Source organism: Nocardioides proteolyticus, assembly GCF_051280635.3.
GTDB lineage: Bacteria > Actinomycetota > Actinomycetes > Propionibacteriales > Nocardioidaceae > Nocardioides.
Genome location: NZ_JBNBPO030000042.1, coordinates 1 through 22785 on the forward strand (window position 1 = coordinate 1; position 22785 = coordinate 22785).

The window sequence follows — 22785 nt, forward strand, 5'->3', positions numbered from 1 at the left end:
CACATCAGCTCGCCCAGCTCGAGGAAGTCGGCCACGCGGCCGGCCTTCTCGAGGCTCTGGTTCATGGTGTCGGCGCTGCCCAGCACCTTGAGGTTGGTCCAGAAGTCGGCACGGAGCTCGCGGATCATGTCGATCGCCTTGCGCAGGCCCTCGGCCGTGCGCTCCATGCCGCAGTACTCCCACATGATGTTGCCGAGCTCGCGGTGGTAGCTGTCGACCGACCGGGTGCCGTTGATGGAGAGGAACCGGTCGACCCGCTCCTGCACCGACCGCTTGGCCTCGACCACCTCGGGGTGGGTGTCGACGATCTTCTCGAACGGCCCGTCCGCGAGATAGTCGCGGATGGTGTGCGGCAGCACGAAGTAGCCGTCGGCGAGGCCCTGCATCAGGGCCGAGGCACCGAGCCGGTTGGCGCCGTGGTCGGAGAAGTTGGCCTCACCGGTCACGAACAGCCCGGGGATCGTCGACTGGAGGTCGTAGTCGACCCACAGGCCGCCCATCACGTAGTGCACGGCGGGATAGATCCGCATCGGGACCTCGTAGGGGTTCTCGCCCGTGATCCGCTCGTACATGTCGAAGAGGTTGTCGTACTTCTCGCGGATCGCGTCCTCGCCGAGGCGCTTGATCGCGTCGGAGAAGTCGAGGTAGACGCCCCGGCGGAAGTCGCCGACCATCGGCCCGACGCCGCGGCCCTCGTCGCAGACGTACTTCGCCGCGCGGGACGCGATGTCGCGGGGGACCAGGTTGCCGAAGGACGGGTAGATCCGCTCCAGGTAGTAGTCGCGGTCCTCCTCGGGGATGTCCCGCGGGTCCTTCGTGCAGTCCTCCTTGTTCTTCGGCACCCAGATCCGGCCGTCGTTGCGGAGCGACTCGCTCATCAGCGTCAGCTTCGACTGGTGCTCACCGGAGACGGGGATGCAGGTCGGGTGGATCTGCGTGTAGCAGGGGTTCGCCATGTAGGCGCCCTTGCGGTGCGCCCGCCACGCCGCGGTGACGTTGGAGCCCATCGCGTTGGTGGAGAGGTAGAAGACGTTGCCGTAGCCGCCGGAGGCCAGGACCACGGCGTCGGCCACGTGGGTCTCGATCTCGCCGGTCACCATGTCGCGCGCGATGATCCCGCGCGCGCGGCCGTCGACGACGATCAGCTCGAGCATCTCGTGCCGGGTGTACTCCTTGACCGTGCCGGCCTTCACCTGGCGCTCCATCGCCTGGTAGGCGCCGATCAGCAGCTGCTGGCCCGTCTGGCCGCGGGCGTAGAACGTGCGGGACACCTGCACGCCGCCGAAGGAGCGGTTGTCGAGCAGGCCGCCGTACTCGCGGGCGAACGGGACGCCCTGGGCGACGCACTGGTCGATGATGTTGGTGCTGACCTCGGCCAGCCGGTAGACGTTCGACTCCCGCGAGCGGTAGTCGCCGCCCTTGACGGTGTCGTAGAAGAGCCGGTGGACGGAGTCGCCGTCCTCCTTGTAGTTCTTCGCCGCGTTGATGCCGCCCTGCGCCGCGATCGAGTGCGCCCGGCGCGGGGAGTCCTGGTAGCAGAAGGACTTCACGTTGTAGCCGGCCTCGCCGAGCGTGGCCGCGGCGGCGCCACCGGCGAGACCGGTGCCGACGATGATGATCTCGAGCTTGCGGCGGTTGGCCGGGTTGACCAGCCGCGCCTCGAACTTCCGGGTCTGCCAGCGGTCGGCGATCGGTCCCTCGGGAGCCTTGGTGTCGGCGAGCGGCTCGCCCGGCGTGTAGTACCCCGCGGCGTCGTCGTACTCGCCGGGGCTGGGCTCGTTGTGGGAGCGGTCGGACGTGAGCGTGGTGTCCGGCATGTCGGTCATGTGGGGATCCCTCTGGTTGGGCCGGTCAGTCGATGACGCCGACGAGGACGCCGATCGGGACGAGCGAGAAGCCGCCGGCGACGATGATCGCCAGCGCGAGCGCGAACGACTTCGCACGGGCGCGGGCCTGGGCCGTGCTGGTCCAGCCCAGCGTCTGCAGCGCGCTCCAGGTGCCGTGGTGGAGGTGCGCGCCGAGGAACGCCATCGAGACGAGGTAGATCAGCGTCATCCACCACAGGTCGAAGGACTCCACCATCAGGCGGTAGGGGTTGTCGCTGCCGGTCTCGCCGTTGCTCGGGTTGACCTTGACGATGGTGAAGTTGAGCAGGTGCCAGATCAGGAAGCCGAGGATCCACACGCCGGCGAACCGGGTGATCCGCGCCGCCGGGATCGCGCCGGTGTGCTTCTTGACGACGTACTTCACCGGCCGCGCGTTGCTCGCCCGCCGCCAGAGGGCGACCCCCGTCCAGACGTGGACGACCAGCGCCACGATCAGCCCCGCCCGCATCAGCCAGAGGAAGCCCTCGTGCGGAAGGATCGGCTCGCCGAACTCGCGCAGGTGGTGCGCGTAGTCGTTGAACGACGCCTCGCCGGAGAACGCCTTCAGGTTGCCGTACATGTGCCCGAGGACGAAGCCGACGAAGACCAGGCCGCTGATGGCCATGAGGAGCTTCAGGGCGACCGTCGTGCGGGAGGCGCGGGCGTTCGCGACGAGTGCGGGACGCTGCTGGAGAGGTGAGGCCACGGCTGGTGAGGCTACTCCTCGAAACGGCGATCCAGGGCCGAGGGGGGTGTGACATATGTCCGTAAGGCGACCCTTACCCGGCCCCGCCCGACCTCGGGGTGAACGGGTTTGGTGTGGTCTCTTTCACATTCGGCCCGGAGTCGGCAGACTCGTGCCCGCTCGCCACCGAGGAGAACCCGAGGACATGCGATGGCCACAGGCACCCCGACCGGCATCCACGACCCGAGCAGGGCGCGGATCGAGGAGAACCACCTCCGCACCGACCGCTGGTGGCTCTCGCCGCTCGCCACGTTCGTGGTGTTCGCCGCGTTCGTCGTCTACGCCACCGTCCGCGCGTTCATGGGCAGCGACTACTACGCCTCGCCGTACCTCTCGCCGTTCTACTCGCCGTGCCTGGGCGACTGCGTGGAGGGAGCCTCGGACTTCGGCCAGCCGTTCCAGTGGTGGCCGCTGTCGGCGGCGCTGATCATCCTGATCTTCCCGCTCGGCTTCCGGATGACCTGCTACTACTACCGCAAGGCCTACTACCGCGCGTTCTGGCTCAGCCCGCCCGCGTGCGCCGTGGCGGAGCCGCACGCGGCGTACTCCGGCGAGACCCGGCTGCCGCTGATCCTCCAGAACGCCCACCGCTACTTCTGGTACGCCGCGGTCGTGGTGGCGCTGATCCTCACCTGGGACGTCGTGCTGGCGTTCCGCAACGAGGACCACGAGTGGGGCCACATGGGGCTCGGCACCGTGCTGATGGCGGTCAACGTGGTGCTGATCTGGCTCTACACGCTGTCGTGCCACTCGTGCCGGCACATCGTGGGCGGCCGGTTGCGCCACTTCTCCAAGCACCCGGTCCGCTACCGGCTGTGGACGTGGGTCTCCAAGCTCAACCACAAGCACCCCCGCTACGCCTGGTACTCGCTGTTCTCGGTGGCGCTGGTCGACCTCTACGTCTACCTGCTCGCCACCGACGTGATCGAGGACGTGAGGTTCTTCTGAACCGCCCCACGAAGCTCTCAGCTCCCCCGCTTCGCTCCTCCGCCGAGACCTCCGCGGGGACCCCGGAAGGAACCACGTATGACTGAGCCGCAGACCAGGCACCCGATGACCGGCAACGAGATGTCCCCGGACGCCGAGGGCGGACTCGAGCGCCACCGCTACGACGTGGTCGTGATCGGGGCCGGCGGCTCGGGCCTGCGCGCGGCGATCGCGGCGCACGAGGCCGGCGCCCGCGTGGCCGTGGTGTGCAAGTCGCTGCTCGGCAAGGCGCACACCGTGATGGCCGAGGGCGGCTGCGCGGCGGCGATGGGGAACCTCTATCCCGACGACAACTGGCGGGTGCACTTCCGCGACACCATGCGCGGCGGCAAGATGCTGAACAACTGGCGGATGGCGCAGATCCACGCCCAGGAGGCGCCCGAGCGGGTGATGGAGCTGGAGGACTGGGGTGCCCTGTTCGACCGCACCGCCGACGGCCTGATCAGCCAGCGCGACTTCGGCGGCCACCGCTACGCCCGGCTCGCCCACATCGGCGACCGCACCGGCCTGGAGATGATCCGCACCCTCCAGCAGCGCCTGGTCGCGCTGGGGGTCGACGTCTTCATGGAGTGCACCGTCACCGAGCTGCTCAAGGACGGCGACCGGATCTCCGGCGCGTTCGGCTACTGGCGGGAGACCGGCAGGTTCGTCACCTTCGAGACGCCGGCCGTCGTGCTGGCCACCGGCGGCTTCGGCAAGGCCTACAAGGTCACGTCGAACTCGTGGGAGTACACCGGCGACGGGCATGCGCTGGCCCTGCGGGCGGGCGCCACGCTGATCAACATGGAGTGCGTGCAGTTCCATCCGACCGGCATGGTGTGGCCGCCGTCGGTGAAGGGACTGCTGGTCACCGAGTCGGTGCGCGGCGACGGCGGGGTCCTGAAGAACTCCGAGGGCCGGCGGTTCATGTTCGACCACATCCCGGAGTACTTCAAGGCCGAGACGGCCGACACCGAGGAGGAGGCCGACCGGTGGTACGACGACAAGAAGAACAACCGCCGGCCGCCCGAGCTGCTGCCCCGGGACGAGGTGGCGCGCGCCATCAACGCCGAGGTGAAGGCCGGTCGCGGCACGCCGCACGGCGGCGTCTACCTCGACATCGCGTCGCGTCGTACGCCTGAGTTCATCAAGAAGCGGCTCCCCTCGATGTACCACCAGTTCAAGGAGCTGGCCGACGTCGACATCACCCGGGAGCCGATGGAGATCGGGCCCACCTGCCACTACGCGATGGGCGGCGTCGAGGTGGACCCCGACACCGAGGTCTCCGTGGTGCCCGGTCTCTACGCGGTCGGCGAGTGCTCCGGAGGCATGCACGGGTCCAACCGCCTGGGCGGCAACTCGCTCAGCGACCTCATCGTGTTCGGCAAGCGGGCCGGCGACGCGGCGGCGGCGTACGCGGCGTCCCTGGACACCCGCCCGGCCGTCGCCGAGGACGCGCTGCGGTCCGCCCAGGCCGCGGCGCTGGCTCCCTTCGAGGTGGACGGCGGCGAGAACCCCTACGCCATCCAGCAGGACCTCCAGCAGACGATGCACGACCTCGTCGGCATCATCCGGGAGGCCCACGAGCTGGAGCTGGCGGTCGAGCGGATCGAGGAGCTCAAGGGGCGGGTCGACCGGATGGCCGTCGAGGGGCACCGGCAGTACAACCCCGGCTGGCACCTCGCCCTCGACCTGCGCAACATGCTGCTCGTGAGCGAGTGCGTGGCCAAGGCCGCGCTCGCCCGCAAGGAGTCCCGCGGCGGCCACACCCGCAACGACTTCCCCGGGCCCGATCCCGAGTGGGGGAGCAAGATCCTCGTCGTCCGGCTCGACGCCGACGGCACGGGGGTGGAGGTGCGCGAGCAGCCACTGCCCGAGATGCCCGACGACCTTCGAGTCGTCTTCGATCCGGCCTTCTTCGAGGGGAGCTGACCATGGGTTACCAGCTGAGGATGCGGGTGTGGCGCGGCGACCGGTCCGGCGGCGAGCTCGGCGACTACAGCGTGGAGGTGTCCGAGGGCGAGGTCGTGCTCGACGCCATCCACCGGCTCCAGGCGACGCAGGCCGGCGACCTCGCCGTGCGTTGGAACTGCAAGGCCGGCAAGTGCGGCTCCTGCAGCGCGGAGATCAACGGGCGGCCGCGGCTGATGTGCATGACCCGGCTCTCCGACTACGAGCCGGGAGAGACCATCACGGTGACCCCGATGCGGACCTTCCCGGTGATCCGCGACCTGGTCACCGACGTCTCGTTCAACTACGAGAAGGCCAAGCAGGTCCCGTCGTTCGCGCCGCCGCCGCGCGACCCCGACGGCAAGCGCCGGATGGCGCAGGTCGACGTGGAGCGCGGGCAGGAGTTCCGCAAGTGCATCGAGTGCTTCCTGTGCCAGAACACCTGCCACGTGGTGCGCGACCACGAGGAGAACAAGCCGGCTTTCGCCGGGCCGCGGTTCTTCCTGCGCTACGCCGAGCTCGACATGCATCCCCTCGACACCCACGACCGTCGCGAGCTCGCACAGGAGGCCGCGGGTCTGGGGCTGTGCAACATCACCAAGTGCTGCACCGAGGTGTGTCCCGAGGGCATCCGGATCACCGACAACGCGATCATCCCGATGAAGGAGCGGGTGGTGGACAGGAAGTACGACCCGCTGGTGTGGCTGGGCAACAAGATCGGCATCCGCAACCGCGACGACGACGGCCGCTCCTAGCCCTCCGCCGGAGGATTCTCGGATGACGGACCGGCGCACTGCTGGGAGGATCGGCGGATGGACCTGATCGCGCTGCTGCCGGCGTTCGTGGTCGCCGTGCTGCTCATCTCGGCGTCGCCAGGCCCCGCGATGGCGCTCATCCTCCAGCGTGCCGCCGTCGGCGGCTGGCGAGCAGCGGTGCCCACCGTGCTGGGGCTCGAGCTCGGCCTCTACCTGTGGGCGCTCGCGGCGGCGGCCGGCTTCGCCGCCCTCGTCGCCGTCTCCGAGACCGCCTTCGTGGCGCTGAAGGTGGTCGGCGCGGCCGTGCTCCTCTACCTCGGCATCCGCGCGTGGCGCTCGGCCTGGCGTGGGGGGGCGGCGCACGACGTCGATCCGCCGGAGCAGCGTGGCTGGTGGGCCCGCCTCGCCGAGGGGACGCTGGTGCAGCTCGCCAATCCGAAGGCCGCGATGTTCATGGTCGCCTTCTACCCGCAGTTCGTGCCGGCCGGGCGTCCGCTGTTCGCCACCACCGCCGGCCTCGCGCTGCTCCAGGTGCTCATCGAGACGGTCTTCTACCTGGGCCTCGCCTACGGCGTGGGGCGGGCCGGCGCCTTCTTCCGCCGGTCGCAGGTACGACGCCGGCTCGACGCCGTCGCCGGGACGGTGCTCGTCGCGCTCGGCGTCCGGGTGGCGCTGAGCCAGCGCTAGGCTAGCGGGCGACCCGCGCGACGACGGCCGGGTAGTGCCGCGCGACCAGCTCGTCGACCGCGTCGAATCCAGCTCCGGCGCAGGGCCCGCTCCCGCCCTGCCGCGCCCAGGAGGCTGCGGTGCGGATCGGCGGCGACGGAGCCGACGGCCCGCGCGAGGTCGCGCGGGTCGGCGGGGTCGTAGAGCAGGCCGGTCTCCAGGTGGGCGACCACGTCGGGCGCACCGCCGGCCCGCGGGGCGACGACCGGCACCCCGGCGGCCGCTGCCTCGCGCAGCGCGTGGCAGTCGGTCTCGTGCTCGCCCGGGTGCACCAGCAGGTCGAGGGTCGGCAGCGCCACCGTCAGGTCGCTGATGCCGAGCGGGCCGGTGAACCGCGCCGCGGGGAGCCGGCGTGCGAGCCAGTCCCGCTCCGGGCCGGCGCCGATCACGACCGGCCGGATCCCCCGCAGCGAAGCCAGGCCCGCCAGGCGTCGTACGCCGGCGGGCTTGTGCAGGCCGCCGACGTAGCCGACCACGACCAGGGGTGCGGCCCCCGCCTTCGCGCGCGACCACGACCGGTGCAGCCACTGGTCGCGGAGCGCCGGAGTGAACGCGGCGGCGTCGACGCCGGGCTCCCACAGGTCGGCCCGCACCCCCAGGTCCGCGGCACGCTCGACCATCCACCGCGACGTGACGACCAGGCGGTCGGCCCGGTCGGCGACCTTCGCGCGCCAGTAGTCGGCGGCGAGGTCGAGCACCGGCGACTGCTCGATCGCGAGCGTGGCGACGCCGGCACGGGCGGCGTGCTTGAGCGCCTTGCGGCCGACCGCCCGCGGCGAGTGGGCCTGCACCAGACCCGGACCGAAGGACTCGATCGCCTCGCGCACCTGCGTCCCGGTCGGCTCCAGCGGCCGGACGCGCACCACGTCGCAGCCACGGTAGCTCCCCAGCCCGGGCCCCGGCGCGATGATCCGCACCTGGTGGCCGCGGTCGACGAGCCGGTCCGCGGTGTGCTTCAACGTCGTCGTCGTGCTGTCGACGGCGGGGTAGAAGGACTCGGTCACCAGGACGATCCTCATGCGGCCACCGTGCGCCGACCGGGTGGCGAGTCGCTGAGGCCCACGGAAGTGGCGGGTGTACGCCGGGTGAACGGCCGGGTCAGGTCACGGGGGGTCCCGGCCGCCCGCCCGCGTGACGGATGCCACGCCGGGGGCATCGCCGCCGGCCTCTACGATCAGCACCTATGACCGCTGGCACTCCCTCCACCGGCCGCTCCGCCGGCACCTCGACCGGAGCGGGGCCCGCGCTGGCCCTCGCGACCGAGCAGGACCGGCACACGCAGGCCGAGTGGGAGGCGGCCACGGCCGCCGTACTGCGCAAGACGCGGAAGCTGGCCGAGGACGACCCGGACGACCTGGTCTGGGAGCGGCTGACCCGGACGACGCTCGACGGCATCCCGATCACGCCGCTCGGCACGCCGCAGCAGCTCGCCGAGCTGCGGACCGCTGGACGCCCCACCCGGGCGGGCGCTTGGGACATCCGCGCGCGGCTGGCGGGTGCCGACGCCCGCCAGCTCAACGAGCACGCGCTCACCGACCTCGAGGGCGGGGTGACCTCGCTCTGGGTGCGCGCCGACGCCGACACGGACTTCGGCACACTGCTCGACAAGGTGCTGGTCGACCTCGCGCCGGTGGTGCTGGAGCCGGTCGGCGACCCGGTCGCGGTCGCGAAGGCGCTGCTCGCCGTCGTCGAGGGCGGGAGCTACGCGAACCTGCACCGGGCGACCAACCTGGGCGCCGACGCGGGCTCGACCGACCCGGCGGCGCTCGTCGAGGTCGCCAGGCTCGCGCGCGACCGCGGCGTCCTCGCGGTCGTCGCCGACGGCACCGCGGTCCACGACCAGGGCGCCTCCGACGTGCAGGAGCTCGCCCACTCGATGCAGGTCGCCGTGCGGGCGCTGCGCGCGCTGACCGACGCCGGTCTCAGCGTCGCGGACGCCGCCGGCCTGATCGAGTTCCGCTACGCCGCCACCGACGAGCAGTTCCCGACCATCGCCAAGCTGCGCGCCGCGCGGCGGCTGTGGGCGCGCGTGCTCGAGCTGTCCGGGGTCGAGGCGGGTGCCGACGGCTCCTCGGTGGCGCAGCGGCAGCACGCGGTGACCAGCCGGCCGATGATGAGCAAGTACGACCCCTACGTGAACATGCTGCGCACCACCGTGGCGGCCTTCGCCGCCGGCGTGGGCGGCGCCGACGCGGTCACCGTGCTGCCGTTCGACACGCCCCTGGGCCAGCCGGACGCGTTCGGCCGGCGGATCGCGCGCAACGTCTCCCACCTGCTGATCGACGAGTCGCACGTGCACGAGGTGGCGGACCCGGCGGGTGGCTCGTACGCCGTGGAGAAGCTGACCGACGACCTGGCCGTGGCCGCCTGGGACCTGTTCGGCCGGCTCGACGCCGGCGAGGACCTCGCCCCCCTGGTCCAGGAGACGGCGGCCCGCCGCGAGGCGGCGATCGCCCGCCGCAAGCAGCCGGTCACCGGGCTCTCGGAGTTCCCCAACCTCGCGGAGGTGCTCCCGTCGCGCGAGCCCGACCCGGTCGAGCCCGCGGTGCGCCGCTACGGCGCCGCCTTCGAGGCGCTCCGCGACCGGCCCGCCGAGCGACCGGTCTTCCTCGCGACGATGGGCCCGATCGCCCAGCACACCGCCCGGGCGACCTTCGCGACCAACCTCCTGGCAGCCGGGGGGATCGAGGTCGACGTCGCCGGACCGACCGGCTCCGCGGCGGACCTCGTCGCGGCCTACGACGGCCAGGCCGTGGTCGTGCTCGCCGGCGCCGACGCCGCCTACGCCGAGTGGGGCGAGGCGGCCGCCGCCGCGCTGCGCCAGGCCGGCGCCCAGCACGTGGTGATCGCCGGCAAGCCGGCCGACTACGCCGATGACTCCTGCGCGATGGGCGTGGACGCCCTCGCCTTCCTGACCCGCACGAGGGAGAAGCTGGCATGACCATCCCGGAGTCCTTCTCGGGCCTGCCGCTGAGCGACGGCCCTGCCGCCCCCGACACCGGCGAGCTCCACGGCGACCTCGAGTCGTGGCACTCGCCGGAGGGCATCGAGATCAAGCCGTCCTACGGCCCGGCCGATCTCGAGGGCCTCGACGCCCTGGACACCTGGCCGGGTCTCAGCCCGTTCCTTCGCGGGCCGTACCCGACGATGTACACCACGCAGCCGTGGACCATCCGGCAGTACGCCGGCTTCTCGACCGCCGAGGAGTCCAACGCCTTCTACCGCCGCAACCTCGCCGCGGGCCAGAAGGGCCTCTCCGTCGCCTTCGACCTCGCCACCCACCGCGGCTACGACTCCGACCACCCGCGGGTGCGGGGCGACGTCGGCATGGCGGGCGTGGCCATCGACTCCATCTACGACACCCGGACCCTGTTCGACGGCATCCCGCTCGACCAGATGAGCGTGTCGATGACGATGAACGGCGCGGTGCTGCCGGTGCTCGCCCTCTACATCGCCGCCGCCGAGGAGCAGGGGGTGAAGCCGGAGCAGCTGAGCGGGACCATCCAGAACGACATCCTCAAGGAGTTCATGGTCCGCAACACCTACATCTACCCGCCGGCGCCGAGCATGCGGATCATCTCCGACATCTTCGCCTTCACCAGCCAGCGGATGCCCCGCTTCAACTCGATCTCCATCTCCGGCTACCACATGCAGGAGGCCGGCGCGACGGCCGACCTGGAGCTGGCCTACACCCTCGCGGACGGCGTGGAGTACATCCGGGCCGGTCTCGACTCGGGGCTCACCATCGACCAGTTCGCACCGCGGCTGTCGTTCTTCTGGGCGATCGGCATGAACTTCTACATGGAGGTCGCCAAGATGCGGGCGGCCCGGGCGCTGTGGAGCCGGCTGGTCCGCCAGTTCGAGCCGCAGAACCCCAAGTCGCTGTCGCTGCGGACGCACTCGCAGACCTCCGGGTGGTCGCTGACCGCGCAGGACGTCTTCAACAACGTCGCGCGCACCTGCATCGAGGCGATGGCCGCCACCCAGGGTCACACGCAGTCGCTGCACACCAACGCGCTCGACGAGGCGATCGCGCTGCCGACGGACTTCTCGGCCCGGATCGCTCGCAACACCCAGCTGCTGCTGCAGCAGGAGAGCGGTACGACGTACACGATCGACCCGTGGGCCGGCTCCTACTACGTCGAGAGGCTGACCCACGACCTCGCCGAGCGGGCCTGGGCCCACATCGAGGAGGCCGAGGCCGCCGGCGGGATGGCCGCCGCGATCGAGCAGGGCATCCCGAAGATGCGCATCGAGGAGGCCGCGGCGCGGACCCAGGCCCGGATCGACTCGGGCGCGCAGAAGGTGATCGGCGTCAACACCTACCGGCTCCCTGCCGAGGACCCGCTCGAGGTGCTCAAGGTCGACAACGACGAGGTCTACCGCCAGCAGGTCGCCAAGCTCGAGCGGCTGCGCGCCGAGCGCGACCAGCGCGACGTCGACGCCGCGCTGGAGGCGCTGACCCGCAGCGCCGACACCGGCGACGGCAACCTGCTCGACCTCGCGGTGGGCGCCGCCCGGGTCAAGGCGACGGTGGGGGAGATCTCCGGCGCCCTGGAGAAGGTCTACGGCCGCCACCAGGCGGTGATCCGTACCATCTCCGGCGTGTACCGCGACGAGGCCGGACTGGCCAACGACGGAGCCGGCGACTCGCTGGTGTCCCAGGTGCGCCAGGCGACCGACGAGTTCGCGGAGGCAGAGGGCCGCCGGCCGCGGATCCTGGTCGCCAAGATGGGCCAGGACGGCCACGACCGCGGCCAGAAGGTCGTCGTGTCCGCCTTCGCCGACATGGGCTTCGACGTCGACGTGGGGCCGCTGTTCTCCACGCCCGAGGAGGTCGCCCAGCAGGCGATCGACGCCGACGTGCACATCGTCGGGGTGTCGTCGCTCGCGGCGGGCCACCTCGCACTGCTCCCGGCGCTGAAGAAGGCGCTCGCCGAGCAGGGCCGCGACGACATCATGGTCGTGATCGGCGGCGTCATCCCGCCCGACGACGTGCCCACGCTGAAGGAGATGGGCGCGGCATCGGTGTTCCTGCCCGGGACGGTCATCGCCGAGTCGGCGCTCGACCTCCTGGCGAAGCTGCGCGACCAGCTCGGCCACTGATGGACGTCGAGCGGCTGCTCGACGGCATCCGGGCGGGCCGCCGGGCGGAGATCTCGCGGGCGATCACCCTGGTCGAGTCGACCGCGGCGCGGCATCGCGAGGCGTCCCGGGAGCTGCTCACCCGGCTCGCGGAGAGCGCCCCGGCGAGACCCGCGGTGCGGGTCGGCATCTCGGGTGTCCCGGGGGTCGGCAAGTCGACCTTCATCGAGGCGCTCGGCACGATGCTCACCGGGGAGGGCCACCGGGTGGGGGTGCTCGCGGTCGACCCCTCGAGCGTGCGCACCGGCGGCTCGGTGCTCGGCGACAAGACCCGGATGGCGCAGCTCTCCGCCGACCCGGCCGCCTTCATCCGGCCGTCGCCCTCGGCAGGCACCCTCGGCGGTGTCGCCCGCGCCACGACGCAGGCGATGACCGTCCTTGAGGCCGGCGGCCACGACGTCGTGCTGGTGGAGACGGTCGGCGTCGGCCAGTCGGAGGTCACCGTCGCCGGCATGGTGGACACCTTCCTCTTCCTCACCCTCGCCCGCACCGGCGACCAGCTGCAGGGCATCAAGAAGGGCATCCTCGAGCTGGCCGACGTGATCGCCGTCAACAAGGCCGACGGCGACCGCGAGCAGGAGGCGCGGGCGGCCGCCCGCGAGCTCGGTGGCGCCCTGCGGCTGGTGCGCGGCCACGACGAGTGGGCGCCGCCGGTGGTCACCTGCTCGGGCCTCACCGGCGCCCGGGTCGACGAGGTCTGGGGGCAGGTGCTCAAGCACCGCGACCACCTGGGCGAGGGCGGCATCGGGCGCAAGCGCGCCGAGCAGCAGCTGGAGTTCACGTGGGCGCTCGTCCGCGACGAGCTGGACCAGCGGCTGCGGCACTCGCCGGGCGTGCGCGCGGTCCGCGACGAGGTGCGCTCGGCGGTGCTGGCCGGCGAGCTCACCGCGCCGCTCGCCGCCGACCGGATCCTCGCGGCGTACGACGCCGGCGACTGAGCTGCGACCCCGGCCACGTCGTTCTTGGTGAAGTTTTCGCACTTCCGCTGACGGGGGCCTGCTCCGCACCCCAAGATCGGCGAGCCGCGCGAGCGGCTCCACCGGGTCCGGGTCCCGGGAGCACTCACCCCCCGATCGGATCCTGGAGGTCCCTCATGTCCCTGTTCCGTCCTGTCCGAGCGCTCGTCGCCGCCGGCCTCACCGCCGCGCTCGCCGGCTCGGTGCTCCTCCCGCCGGCGCACAGCGCCGCTCCGTCCCGCGCCACCGTGGCGAAGGACCTGCTCGCACCGCTCAGCGTGGCGGTGAGCGACAAGGGCAACGTCTACTACAGCGAGAACTTCTCCGGGTCGCTGTGGGTCAAGCAGGCCGGCAAGGCGCCGAAGAAGGTGCACCAGACCGCGGCCGGCGAGAACGGCCCGGCCGAGGTCGGCGGCATCTCGATCCGCGACAACGTCGTCTACTTCGTCTCCGGCAGTCGGATCGTGCGCCGGGCCAGCGACGGGGTGAAGGTCGTCGCCAACATCGGCAAGTACGAGCGGGACCACAACCCCGACGCAGGCGTCACCTACGGCGCGGTCGGGATCGACCCGGAGTGCGCGGAGCAGTTCCCGGAGGAGTCGCCCTACCCGGCGTCGTACCCGGGGATCGTCGAGGCGCACCCCTACGCCACGGCCTACGGGGACGGTGCCCTCTACGTCGCCGACGCCGCGGCGAACGCGATCTTCCGCATCAAGAAGGGCAAGATCAGCACGGTCGCCGTGCTGCCGCCGGCCACCGCGACCATCACCGAGGGGCTCGCGGAGCAGCTGAACTTCCCGGGCTGCTCGATCGGCGCGAAGTACCGCTTCGAGGGCGTCCCCACCGACGTCGAGTACCACAACGGCAAGCTCTACGTGAGCACGCTGCCGGGCGGTCCGGAGGACGGCTCGGTCGCGGGCTCGGTCTACCGGATGAACCCGACGACCGGCAACACGGTGCGGATGGCCACCGGCCTGGTGAGCGCGAACGGCCTCGCCGTGGCCGACGACGGCAACATCTACGTCTCGGAGCTGTTCGCGGGCCGGATCACCCGGATCACCCCCTCCGGCACGAAGCGGCTCTTCACCGAGACGCTGTTCCCGTCGGCCGTGGAGGTGCGCGGGTCGCAGCTGTTCGTCACCGAGCGCGTCCTCGTCGGCTTCGGCGAGGAGGAGCCGGGCGGCCGGGTCTCCCGCTACGGTCGCTGACGGGCTCCGCGGAGGCGGTCGCCGGCCGGTGCCGGCGGCCGCCTCCGTTGCCGCACGGCGTAGGTTGGGAGCGTGGACCATCGCGACGTCACCGACCTGCTCCGGCTGATCGGCTCCGTCGTCGAGAAGTACGACGACGAGCTGGTCGAGCTCCGTCGGGACCTCCACCGCCACCCGGAGCTGTCGTGGGAGGAGCGCCGCACGACCGACCGGGTCGTCGAGCACCTCGAGCGGAGCGGCTGGCGCCTCACCCCGGCGCCGCGCAGCGGCGTCGTCGCGGAGATCGGTGACGGGCCGGGCCTGGTGGCGCTGCGCGCGGACCTCGACGCGCTCCCGGTCGACGACGTGATCCCGGAGCCGTGGCGCAGCGAGGTCGACGGTGTCGCCCATGCCTGCGGTCACGACGTGCACACGGCGGCCCTGGTCGGCGCCTCCTACGCGCTGGCCGAGGCCCACCAGCAGGGCCGGCTCGGCGGCCGCGTCCGGCTGCTCTTCCAGCCCGCCGAGGAGGTCATGCCCGGCGGTGCCAAGCACCTCGTCCGGCACGGTGCCATGGAGGACGTCCAGCGGATCTTCGCCCTCCACTGCGACCCGTCGGTCGACGTCGGCACGGTCGGCCTGCGCACCGGCGCGATCACCAGCGCGGCCGACCGGATCGACGTAAGGCTGGAGGGGACCGGTGGGCACACCTCCCGCCCGCACCTGACCGGCGACCTCACCTTCGCGCTGGCGAAGATCACCAGCGAGCTGCCGGCCGTGCTGAGCCGACGGATGGACCCGCGGGCCGGCGTCAGCGTGGTGTGGGGCGTCCTGCGGGCGGGCTCGGCGCCCAACGTGATCCCCGACCACGGCGTCGCCGCGGGCACGGTGCGGATCCTCGACGCGGAGGCGTGGGCCTCGTGCGAGGCCGTCGTGCGGGAGGCGGTGATCGACATCGTCCGTCCCTACGGGATCACGGCGTCGGTGGACTACCTCCAGGGCGTGCCGCCGGTGGTCAACGACCCGGTCAGCGTGGCGATGGTCGCCGCGGCGGCCGACGAGCTGCTCGGCCTGCACCACCGCATCGACGTGCCGCAGAGCCTGGGCGGCGAGGACTTCGGCTGGTACCTCGAGGAGGTGCCGGGCGCGATGTTCCGCCTCGGGACGCGCACGCCCGGCGGCACCACCTTCGACCTGCACCAGGGCGACTTCCAGGTCGACGAGCAGGCCGTCGGCGTGGGCGCACGGGTGCTCGCCGGCGCCGCTGCGCGCGCGCTGGTCACCACTAGGTAACAACCGAGCGCAAATCCCGGGGGTAGACCGCAGATCGGCCGGGTCCGGCATTAGGGTGCACGGGAAGCCCCGGCCGGGGCTCGCACCGAGGAGCCAAATCCCAGGAGGACGCCGTGAGGAAGACGGCCCGATTCATCGCTGTGGCGACCATCGCAGCACTCTCCCTGACCGCTTGCGGCGAGCGCGAGGACGACGGCGACGCCGACGCGGGCGACCAGTCGTCGCCGAGCTCGTCGGCTCCGACCGCCTCGGACGAGCAGTTCCCCGACTTCAAGGCCTGCATGGTCTCCGACTCGGGCGGCTTCAACGACAAGTCGTTCAACCAGACGTCGTACAAGGGGCTCCAGGACGCCGCGACCAAGTACGGCCTGGAGACCGGCAAGGCGGAGTCCACCGACCCGTCGCAGTTCCCGGACAACATCCAGAGCCTGATCGACCAGCAGTGCGACCAGATCACCACGGTCGGCTTCCTGCTGGGCGACGCCACGCTCGCCAAGGCCAAGAAGAACCCCGACGTCGACTTCGCGATCGTCGACTACGCCTACGTCAACGAGGACGGCAAGAACACCGCGCCGGCGAACCTGAAGGGCCTCACCTTCGACACCGCCGAGCCGTCGTTCCTCGCCGGCTACCTCGCCGCGGCCAAGTCGGAGTCCGGCGTGGTCGGCACCTTCGGCGGTCTGAACATCCCGACCGTCACCATCTTCATGACCGGCTTCGTGAAGGGCGTCGAGCACTACAACCAGGAGAACGACGCCGACGTCAAGGTGCTCGGCTGGGACCCGGAGAAGGGTGAGGGCTCCTTCACCGAGTCGTTCGAGGACAAGACCGCCGGCCAGTCGGTCGCCGAGGGCATGATCCAGCAGGGCGCCGACATCATCTTCCCGGTCGCCGGCCCCGCCGGCCTCGGTGGTCTCCAGGCCGCCAAGGACAACGACAAGTGGGGGATCTGGGTCGACACCGACGGCTGCGAGTCGGCCGCGGAGTACTGCGACATCCTGCTGACCTCGGTGGTCAAGGGCATGGACGTCGCGGTCGAGGAGGCGATCTACAACTCCGCCAAGGACGAGTTCGACAACGAGCTCTACAACGGCACGCTCGAGAACGGCGGCGTCGGCCTGGCCCCGTGGGGTCCCAACGCCGACGTGGACAGCGAGCTCGAGGGTGAGATCGAGGACCTGAAGCAGCAGATCATCGACGGCGAGATCACGGTCGACTGACCACGCCACACGCGAGATGACAGGTCGGGGTGGGGACACTCACCCCGACCTGTCATGTCCCACGATCGATCGTCGGACACGGGAGAAGCCATGCGCCTCGAGATCCGCGGCCTGACCAAGCGATTCGGGTCCTTCACGGCCAACGACCACATCGATCTCACCGTCGAGCCCGGCGAGATCCACTGCCTGCTCGGCGAGAACGGTGCCGGCAAGTCGACGCTGATGAACATGCTCTACGGGCTGCTCACGCCGACCGACGGCGAGATCCTGCTCGACGGTGAGCCGGTCACCTTCGACGACCCCGGCGAGGCGCTCGCCGCCGGGATCGGCATGGTCCACCAGCACTTCATGCTGGTGCCGGTCTTCACCGTCGCCGAGAACCTGATGCTGGGCCGGGAGAACGCCCGGCTCGGCGTGCTGAACCGCAAGGTGGCCCGGGAGAAGGTCCGCGAGCTCTCCGACCGCTACAACCTCCGGGTCGACCCCGACGCCCTGGTCGAGGACCTCCCGGTCGGGGTCCAGCAGCGGGTGGAGATCATCAAGGCCCTCGCCAGCGATGCCCGGATCCTGATCCTCGACGAGCCGACCGCGGTGCTCACGCCGCAGGAGATCGACGAGCTGATGGGCATCATGCGCGAGCTCAAGGCGCAGGGCACCTCCATCATCTTCATCACTCACAAGCTGCGCGAGGTCCGCGCCATCGGCGACCGGATCAGCGTGATCCGCCGCGGCAAGGTGGTCGGCACGGCCGAGCCGAGCGCCAGCGAGGCGGAGCTCGCGGAGCTGATGGTCGGCCGTTCGGTCTCGCTGACCGTCGGGAAGGACCCCGCGACGCCCGGCGCGCCCCTGCTGCGCGCCGAGGGCGTCAGCGTGGTCGACCCGCGCGGGCACCTGGTGGTCAAGGGCGTGTCGTTCGAGGCCCGCGCCGGCGAGGTCCTCGGCATCGCCGGCGTGCAGGGCAACGGCCAGACCGAGCTGATCAAGTCACTGCTCGGGCTGGTCCGCCCGGACGCCGGGCGGATCGAGCTCGACGGGCGTGACATCAGCCGCCACCGACCGCAGGAGAGGCTCGCCGAGGGGATCGGCTACATCCCCGAGGACCGCTCCCACGACGGGTTCGTGGGCACGTTCAGCGTGCGCGAGAACCTCGTCCTCGACCTGTACCGCACCAAGGACTTCTCCAACGGCCCGGCGCTCGACCTGGGCTCGATCGAGGAGAACGCGCGAGCACGGGTCGAGGAGTTCGACATCCGCACCGAGTCGATCGACACGCCCGTCGCCTCCCTGTCCGGAGGCAACCAGCAGAAGGTGGTCGTCGCCCGGGAGTTCTCCCGGCCCCTGAAGGTGCTGATCGCGTCGCAGCCGACGCGCGGGGTGGACGTCGGCTCGATCGAGTTCATCCACAAGCGGATCATCGCCGAGCGCGACCGCGGCACGGCCGTCGTCGTGGTCTCGACGGAGCTGGAGGAGATCTATGCCCTCGCGGACCGCATCGCCGTGATGTACGACGGTCGCATCGTGGCCACCGTCTCGCCCGACACCCCGCGCCAGGAGCTCGGCCTGCTGATGGCCGGCGCGGTGCCCGGTGCGGGTGACGGGAAGGCGGCGTCGTGAACGCGATGTCGCCCGGGACGGCGTCGATCACGCCCGACCCTGAGGACGACGCCGGGCGGCGGGGGGCGGTCCAGGCGTGGCTGCCGACCGTGCGCGACGTGGGTCTGGCCATCGTGCTGGCCCTCCTGGTCGGCGCGCTCCTGATCGGGCTCTCCGACGACCGCGTCGTCGAGGCCGTCCAGAACCTCTTCCAGCACCCGGGGTCCTTCTTCGTCTACGCCGGCGACGTGGTGCGGTACTTCTTCCTGGCCGTGGGTGAGGCGTACTGGGGTCTGCTCGACGGGGCCTTCGGCTCCGGCTCCTCGCTCCGCCGGACGCTCCAGCGCTCGGCTCCGCTGATCTGTGCCGGCCTCGGCGTGACCGTCGCGTTCCGCGCCGGCCTGTTCAACATCGGCGCCCAGGGCCAGATGCTCGTCGGAGCGCTGGCGGCGGGCTATGTCGGCTTCACCTGGGACCTGCCGCCGCTCGTCCATCTCGCGGCGGCCCTGGTCGCGGCCATGGTCGTGGCCGGGCTGTGGGGCGGCATCGTCGGCGTGCTCAAGGCACGCACCGGGGCACACGAGGTGATCACCACGATCATGCTCAACCAGGTCGGCCGGTTCCTGGTGCTCTACTTCCTCGCCAAGGAGGCGTTCCAGCGGCCCGGCAGCGACAACCTCCAGTCGCCGCCGGTCGACGACGACGCCACGTTCCCCGAGGTCTTCGGGCTCCACCTCGGCATCCCGCTCGCCCTGGTGGCGGCGTACGGCGTGTGGTGGCTGCTCGAGCGCAGCCGGCTCGGCTTCGAGATGCGCGCGGTGGGCGCGAACCCGGAGGCGGCCCGGACCGCGGGGATGAGCATCGGCAAGGTCTACATCTCCGCGATGACCCTCGCGGGGATGCTGTCCGGGCTGGCCGTCGCGACGACGGTGCTCGGCCTCCAGCAGTCGGTGACCGACGGCGTCGTCGGGTCGATCGGCTTCGAGGCGATCACGGTCGCGCTCCTCGGGCGGGCCACGCCCCTGGGCACCGTGCTGGCCGGCCTGCTGTTCGGCGCCCTCTCGGCCGGGGGGCTCGGCATGCAGACCGCCGCCGACGTGCCGCCCGAGCTGATCCAGGTGGTCCAGGCGCTGATCGTGCTGTTCGTGGCCGCCCCCGCGCTCGTCCGCGGCCTGGCCCGCGCGCGGCGCCGGAAGGCTCGGCAGAAGGGCGCGCCCGCGAAGGAGGTGTCCGCGTGAGCGACGTACACACCGCGCCGCGGCCCGGCGTGGCGCCGGACCCGCAGGTCCGCGACCGCGCCGACGTCCGGCGCCAGGTCAAGCTGGTCGTGGTCCTGCTCCTCGCGCTGGCGGCCGAGCTGTGGTTCAAGCTCGACATCGACGACCCGACCGTCTCCCACCTCCTGAAGGGGGCGCGGAGCCAGGACAACCAGCCGGTGACCTTCGACGGCTCGCTGGTCTCCTGGCTGGCGGTCGCGCTCACGGCGGTCGCGCTCGTGCTCGCGCTGCTCAACCGGTTCCCCCGGGGGTGGCTCGGGGTGGTGCTCGGGGTGGTGCTCGGCGTCGCCTTCTACGCGGCGTTCCTGATGTGGGCCTTCGCGGACCCGACCGGTGCGTTCGCGCCGTCCATCCTCAACCCGCTGCCCGGCACGATCCGGATCGCCACCGCGCTCGTCTTCGGCGCGCTGGCCGGCGTGCTGTGCGAACGGGCCGGCGTGGTGAACATCGCGATCGAGGGGCAGTTCGCCACCGGCGCGTTCCTCGGCTCGGTCTTCTCCAGCCTGGCGGTGGCCTCGCTCGGCGGCATCCCGCTGTTCTGGTGTCCCGTCTTCGGCCTCGTCGGCGGCATCCTCGCCGGCGTCGGCATGGCCGCCATGCTGGCCTTCTTCGCGCTGCGCTACCACGTCGACCAGGTGGTCGTCGGCGTCGTCCTGGTGACCTTCGGCTACGGCATCACCACCTTCCTGCTGGGCCAGATCCCGGCGGACAAGAAGGACGAGCTCAACAACCCCCACCTGCTGGAGGCGGTGGAGATCCCGGTCCTCGCCGACATCCCCTACATCGGGCAGGCGCTGTTCGCGCAGACGCTGCTGGTCTACCTCGCCTACGTCTCCGTGCCCGCCCTGTGGTTCCTGCTCTTCCAGACCCGCTGGGGGCTGCGGGTCCGCGCCGTCGGCGAGCACCCGAAGGCGGCGGACACGGTCGGCATCGACGTCAACCGGGTGCGTTGGCAGGCGGTCCTCCTCGGCGGCGTGTTCGCCGGGCTGGGCGGCGCGTCGTTCACGCTGACCACCGGCGCCTTCGACCAGGACGTCACGGCCGGCCTCGGCTTCATCGCCCTCGCGGCGGTCATCATGGGCCGCTGGCACCCGGTGTGGGCGGCCCTGGCCGCCCTCGCGTTCGGCCTGCTGCGCGACCTGCGCGACCAGCTCGGCCTGCTGGGCGACAAGGTGCCCGGCGACCTCATCTCGATGCTGCCCTACCTGGCGACCATCATCGCGGTGGCCGGGTTCGTGGGCCGCGTCCGCCCGCCGGCGGCCGACGGCCAGCCGTACGTGAAGAGCGACTGACATGGCCGACGTCGACTGGGAGTCCCTGCGCCGGGCCGCCGCCGCGGTCGCGGCCCGCGCCTACGTGCCGTACTCCGGCTACCGCGTCGGTGCCGCCGGCATCGCCGACGACGGCCGGGTCGTGGTGGGCTGCAACGTCGAGAACGCGTCGTACGGCGTCACGCTGTGCGCCGAGTGCGGGATGGTCTCCCAGCTGTTCGCCTCCGGCGGGTCCCGGCTGACCCACGCGCTGTGCGTCGACGGGCAGGGCGAGGTGATCATGCCGTGCGGCCGCTGCCGGCAGCTGCTGCACGAGACGGGCGGTCCGGCGATGGAGCTGATGACGCCGGAGGGCGTGAGGACGATGGCCGAGGTGCTGCCCCTCGCGTTCGGCCCCGACGACCTCGCCTGATAGGACTGCCGGATGACGTCCGACTCCCACGACGCCGTCGAGGTGATCACCACCAAGCGCGACGGCGGCACCTTGAGCACCAGCCAGATCGACTGGGTGGTCGACGCCTACACCCGCGGCACGGTCGCCGACGAGCAGATGTCGGCCCTGGCGATGGCGATCCTGCTCAACGGCATGGACCGGCGCGAGATCGGCGACTGGACGGCCGCGATGATCGCCTCGGGCGAGCGGCTGGACTTCTCCGGCCTGTCCCGGCCCACGGCCGACAAGCACTCCACGGGCGGGGTCGGCGACAAGATCACCCTGCCGCTCGCTCCCCTGGTCGCCGCCTGCGGTGTCGCGGTGCCGCAGCTCTCCGGGCGGGGCCTGGGACACACCGGCGGCACCCTCGACAAGCTCGAGTCGATCCCGGGGTGGCGCGCGTCGCTCTCCACCGAGGAGGTGCTGGCGCAGCTGGAGTCGGTCGGAGCGGTGGTCTGCGCGGCGGGCGAGGCCCTGGCGCCGGCGGACCGCAAGCTCTACGCGCTGCGCGACGTGACGGGCACCGTCGAGGCGATCCCGCTGATCGCCTCCTCGATCATGAGCAAGAAGATCGCCGAGGGCACCGGCGCCCTGGTGCTCGACGTGAAGGTCGGCAGCGGCGCGTTCATGAAGTCGGTCGACCGGGCGCGCGAGCTCGCCGAGGTGATGGTCGCGCTCGGCACCGACGCGGGCGTCCGGACCGTCGCCCTGCTGACCGACATGGACACGCCGCTGGGCCTGACCGCGGGCAACGCCCTGGAGGTCGCGGAGTCGGTGGACGTGCTGGCCGGCGGCGGTCCCTCCGACGTCGTCGAGCTGACCCTCGCCCTGGCCCGCGAGATGCTCGCCGCCGCGGGGCGGGACGACGTGGACCCGGCCGACCGGCTGGCCGACGGGTCCGCGATGGACACCTGGCGGGCGATGGTCGCGGCGCAGGGCGGGGACCCCGCCGCACCGCTGCCGGTCGCCCGCGAGACCCACGTCGTGGCCGCGCCGTCCGACGGGGTGCTCACCCGCCTCGACGCGATGGCGGTCGGCGTGGCCGCGTGGCGGCTGGGTGCCGGGCGCGAGCGCAAGGAGGACCCGGTCCAGGCCGCGGCCGGCGTCGTCTGGCACGCCCGGCCCGGTGACGTCGTACGCGCCGGTGAGCCGCTGTTCACCCTCCACACCGACACCCCCGAGCGGTTCGACCGCGCCCTCGCCGCCCTGGACGGCGGCTTCGACGTCGCCCCGGCCGGCACCGCCCACGACCCCCGGCCGCTGGTGATCGACCGCGTCGGCTGACTGTGAGGATTCCCTTCGCAGCCTGATGGTGCTGGGCTGTGGGCAGGCAACTGCGAGCGTGACCCTTCGGCTGACTGGCTCAGTGCCTTTGACGGGACTTGTCCGCTCGTGGTTACCGG

Annotated in this window: 18 protein-coding genes; 15 read left to right on the top strand and 3 right to left on the bottom strand. The window is 71.8% G+C overall.

What is annotated here, in order from left to right:
- The coding region (locus ACPOLA_RS18295; RefSeq protein WP_435771958.1) for a fumarate reductase/succinate dehydrogenase flavoprotein subunit at nucleotides 1-1817 on the bottom strand (1817 nt) is incomplete at its 3' end.
- 34 nt (nucleotides 1818-1851) lie between these two features.
- Nucleotides 1852-2571, bottom strand: a complete 720-nt coding sequence (locus ACPOLA_RS18300; protein WP_435771942.1) for a succinate dehydrogenase cytochrome b subunit — start codon at nucleotides 2569-2571, stop codon at nucleotides 1852-1854.
- A 189-nt stretch (nucleotides 2572-2760) separates the two neighbouring features.
- Here ACPOLA_RS18300 and sdhC point away from each other — a divergent pair, with 189 nt between their 5' ends.
- The 4 genes from sdhC (at nucleotide 2761) to ACPOLA_RS18320 (ending at nucleotide 6968) form a co-directional block, all read left to right on the top strand.
- Entirely contained in the window at nucleotides 2761-3558 is a 798-nt protein-coding gene (sdhC, locus tag ACPOLA_RS18305; RefSeq protein WP_435771943.1) for a succinate dehydrogenase subunit SdhC, read from the top strand.
- Between the two features lie 78 nt (nucleotides 3559-3636).
- A complete protein-coding gene (locus ACPOLA_RS18310) occupies nucleotides 3637-5508 on the top strand; it encodes a fumarate reductase/succinate dehydrogenase flavoprotein subunit (RefSeq protein ID WP_435771944.1) in 1872 nt (623 codons plus the stop codon).
- Nucleotides 5509-5510: 2 nt separating this feature from the next.
- A complete protein-coding gene (locus ACPOLA_RS18315) occupies nucleotides 5511-6281 on the top strand; it encodes a succinate dehydrogenase/fumarate reductase iron-sulfur subunit (protein ID WP_435771945.1) in 771 nt (256 codons plus the stop codon).
- A 57-nt stretch (nucleotides 6282-6338) separates the two neighbouring features.
- Entirely contained in the window at nucleotides 6339-6968 is a 630-nt protein-coding gene (locus tag ACPOLA_RS18320; RefSeq protein ID WP_435771946.1) for a LysE family translocator, read from the top strand.
- Here the strand turns inward: ACPOLA_RS18320 and ACPOLA_RS18325 are convergent.
- Nucleotides 6965-8026: a glycosyltransferase gene (locus ACPOLA_RS18325; protein ID WP_435771947.1), complete on the bottom strand. Its 1062-nt coding sequence runs from the start codon at nucleotides 8024-8026 to the stop codon at nucleotides 6965-6967. The genes ACPOLA_RS18320 and ACPOLA_RS18325 overlap by 4 nt on opposite strands.
- A gap of 164 nt (nucleotides 8027-8190) precedes the next feature.
- Here ACPOLA_RS18325 and ACPOLA_RS18330 point away from each other — a divergent pair, with 164 nt between their 5' ends.
- The 11 genes from ACPOLA_RS18330 (at nucleotide 8191) to ACPOLA_RS18380 (ending at nucleotide 22666) form a co-directional block, all read left to right on the top strand.
- Nucleotides 8191-9948 (top strand): methylmalonyl-CoA mutase family protein, encoded by a 1758-nt coding sequence (locus ACPOLA_RS18330; RefSeq protein ID WP_435771948.1) that lies wholly within the window; start codon nucleotides 8191-8193, stop codon nucleotides 9946-9948.
- Nucleotides 9945-12113 carry a methylmalonyl-CoA mutase gene (gene scpA / locus ACPOLA_RS18335; protein ID WP_435771949.1) on the top strand — a complete coding sequence of 723 codons (2169 nt, stop codon included), beginning with the start codon at nucleotides 9945-9947 and terminating at the stop codon, nucleotides 12111-12113. The genes ACPOLA_RS18330 and scpA overlap by 4 nt, the downstream gene beginning before the upstream one ends.
- A complete protein-coding gene (gene meaB / locus ACPOLA_RS18340) occupies nucleotides 12113-13090 on the top strand; it encodes a methylmalonyl Co-A mutase-associated GTPase MeaB (protein ID WP_435771950.1) in 978 nt (325 codons plus the stop codon). The genes scpA and meaB overlap by 1 nt, the downstream gene beginning before the upstream one ends.
- 155 nt (nucleotides 13091-13245) lie before the next feature.
- Entirely contained in the window at nucleotides 13246-14316 is a 1071-nt protein-coding gene (locus tag ACPOLA_RS18345) for a ScyD/ScyE family protein (RefSeq protein ID WP_435771951.1), read from the top strand.
- A 72-nt stretch (nucleotides 14317-14388) separates the two neighbouring features.
- Entirely contained in the window at nucleotides 14389-15588 is a 1200-nt protein-coding gene (locus ACPOLA_RS18350; RefSeq protein ID WP_435771952.1) for an amidohydrolase, read from the top strand.
- Nucleotides 15589-15701: 113 nt separating this feature from the next.
- Nucleotides 15702-16808, top strand: a complete 1107-nt coding sequence (locus tag ACPOLA_RS18355; protein WP_435771953.1) for a BMP family lipoprotein — start codon at nucleotides 15702-15704, stop codon at nucleotides 16806-16808.
- A gap of 90 nt (nucleotides 16809-16898) precedes the next feature.
- Nucleotides 16899-18422, top strand: a complete 1524-nt coding sequence (locus tag ACPOLA_RS18360) for an ABC transporter ATP-binding protein (protein WP_435771954.1) — start codon at nucleotides 16899-16901, stop codon at nucleotides 18420-18422.
- A 5-nt stretch (nucleotides 18423-18427) separates the two neighbouring features.
- Complete coding sequence (locus tag ACPOLA_RS18365; RefSeq protein WP_435771959.1) at nucleotides 18428-19639, top strand: ABC transporter permease; 1212 nt, start codon at nucleotides 18428-18430, stop codon at nucleotides 19637-19639.
- Complete coding sequence (locus tag ACPOLA_RS18370) at nucleotides 19636-20970, top strand: ABC transporter permease (RefSeq protein WP_435771955.1); 1335 nt, start codon at nucleotides 19636-19638, stop codon at nucleotides 20968-20970. The genes ACPOLA_RS18365 and ACPOLA_RS18370 overlap by 4 nt, the downstream gene beginning before the upstream one ends.
- Nucleotide 20971: 1 nt before the next feature.
- The gene (locus ACPOLA_RS18375) at nucleotides 20972-21361 is read left to right on the top strand and encodes a cytidine deaminase (protein WP_435771956.1); all 390 of its coding nucleotides are present in this window, start codon (nucleotides 20972-20974) and stop codon (nucleotides 21359-21361) included.
- Between the two features lie 12 nt (nucleotides 21362-21373).
- On the top strand, nucleotides 21374-22666 hold the full coding sequence (locus ACPOLA_RS18380) for a thymidine phosphorylase (RefSeq protein WP_435771957.1): 1293 nt from the start codon (nucleotides 21374-21376) through the stop codon (nucleotides 22664-22666).
- The last annotated feature ends 119 nt before the right edge of the window (nucleotides 22667-22785 follow it).

Bases quoted from the DNA above. Each gene is read 5' to 3' on its own strand.
- ACPOLA_RS18315 (WP_435771945.1), top strand. From the start codon at position 5,511: ATGGGTTACCAGCTGAGGATGCGGGTGTGGCGCGGCGACCGGTCCGGC.
- ACPOLA_RS18330 (WP_435771948.1), top strand. From the start codon at position 8,191: ATGACCGCTGGCACTCCCTCCACCGGCCGCTCCGCCGGCACCTCGACC.
- meaB (WP_435771950.1), top strand. From the start codon at position 12,113: ATGGACGTCGAGCGGCTGCTCGACGGCATCCGGGCGGGCCGCCGGGCG.
- ACPOLA_RS18375 (WP_435771956.1), top strand. From the start codon at position 20,972: ATGGCCGACGTCGACTGGGAGTCCCTGCGCCGGGCCGCCGCCGCGGTC.
- sdhC (WP_435771943.1), top strand. From the start codon at position 2,761: ATGGCCACAGGCACCCCGACCGGCATCCACGACCCGAGCAGGGCGCGG.
- ACPOLA_RS18365 (WP_435771959.1), top strand. From the start codon at position 18,428: ATGTCGCCCGGGACGGCGTCGATCACGCCCGACCCTGAGGACGACGCC.
- ACPOLA_RS18360 (WP_435771954.1), top strand. From the start codon at position 16,899: ATGCGCCTCGAGATCCGCGGCCTGACCAAGCGATTCGGGTCCTTCACG.
- scpA (WP_435771949.1), top strand. From the start codon at position 9,945: ATGACCATCCCGGAGTCCTTCTCGGGCCTGCCGCTGAGCGACGGCCCT.
- ACPOLA_RS18345 (WP_435771951.1), top strand. From the start codon at position 13,246: ATGTCCCTGTTCCGTCCTGTCCGAGCGCTCGTCGCCGCCGGCCTCACC.
- ACPOLA_RS18320 (WP_435771946.1), top strand. From the start codon at position 6,339: ATGGACCTGATCGCGCTGCTGCCGGCGTTCGTGGTCGCCGTGCTGCTC.
- ACPOLA_RS18310 (WP_435771944.1), top strand. From the start codon at position 3,637: ATGACTGAGCCGCAGACCAGGCACCCGATGACCGGCAACGAGATGTCC.
- ACPOLA_RS18325 (WP_435771947.1), bottom strand. From the start codon at position 8,026: ATGAGGATCGTCCTGGTGACCGAGTCCTTCTACCCCGCCGTCGACAGC.
- ACPOLA_RS18380 (WP_435771957.1), top strand. From the start codon at position 21,374: ATGACGTCCGACTCCCACGACGCCGTCGAGGTGATCACCACCAAGCGC.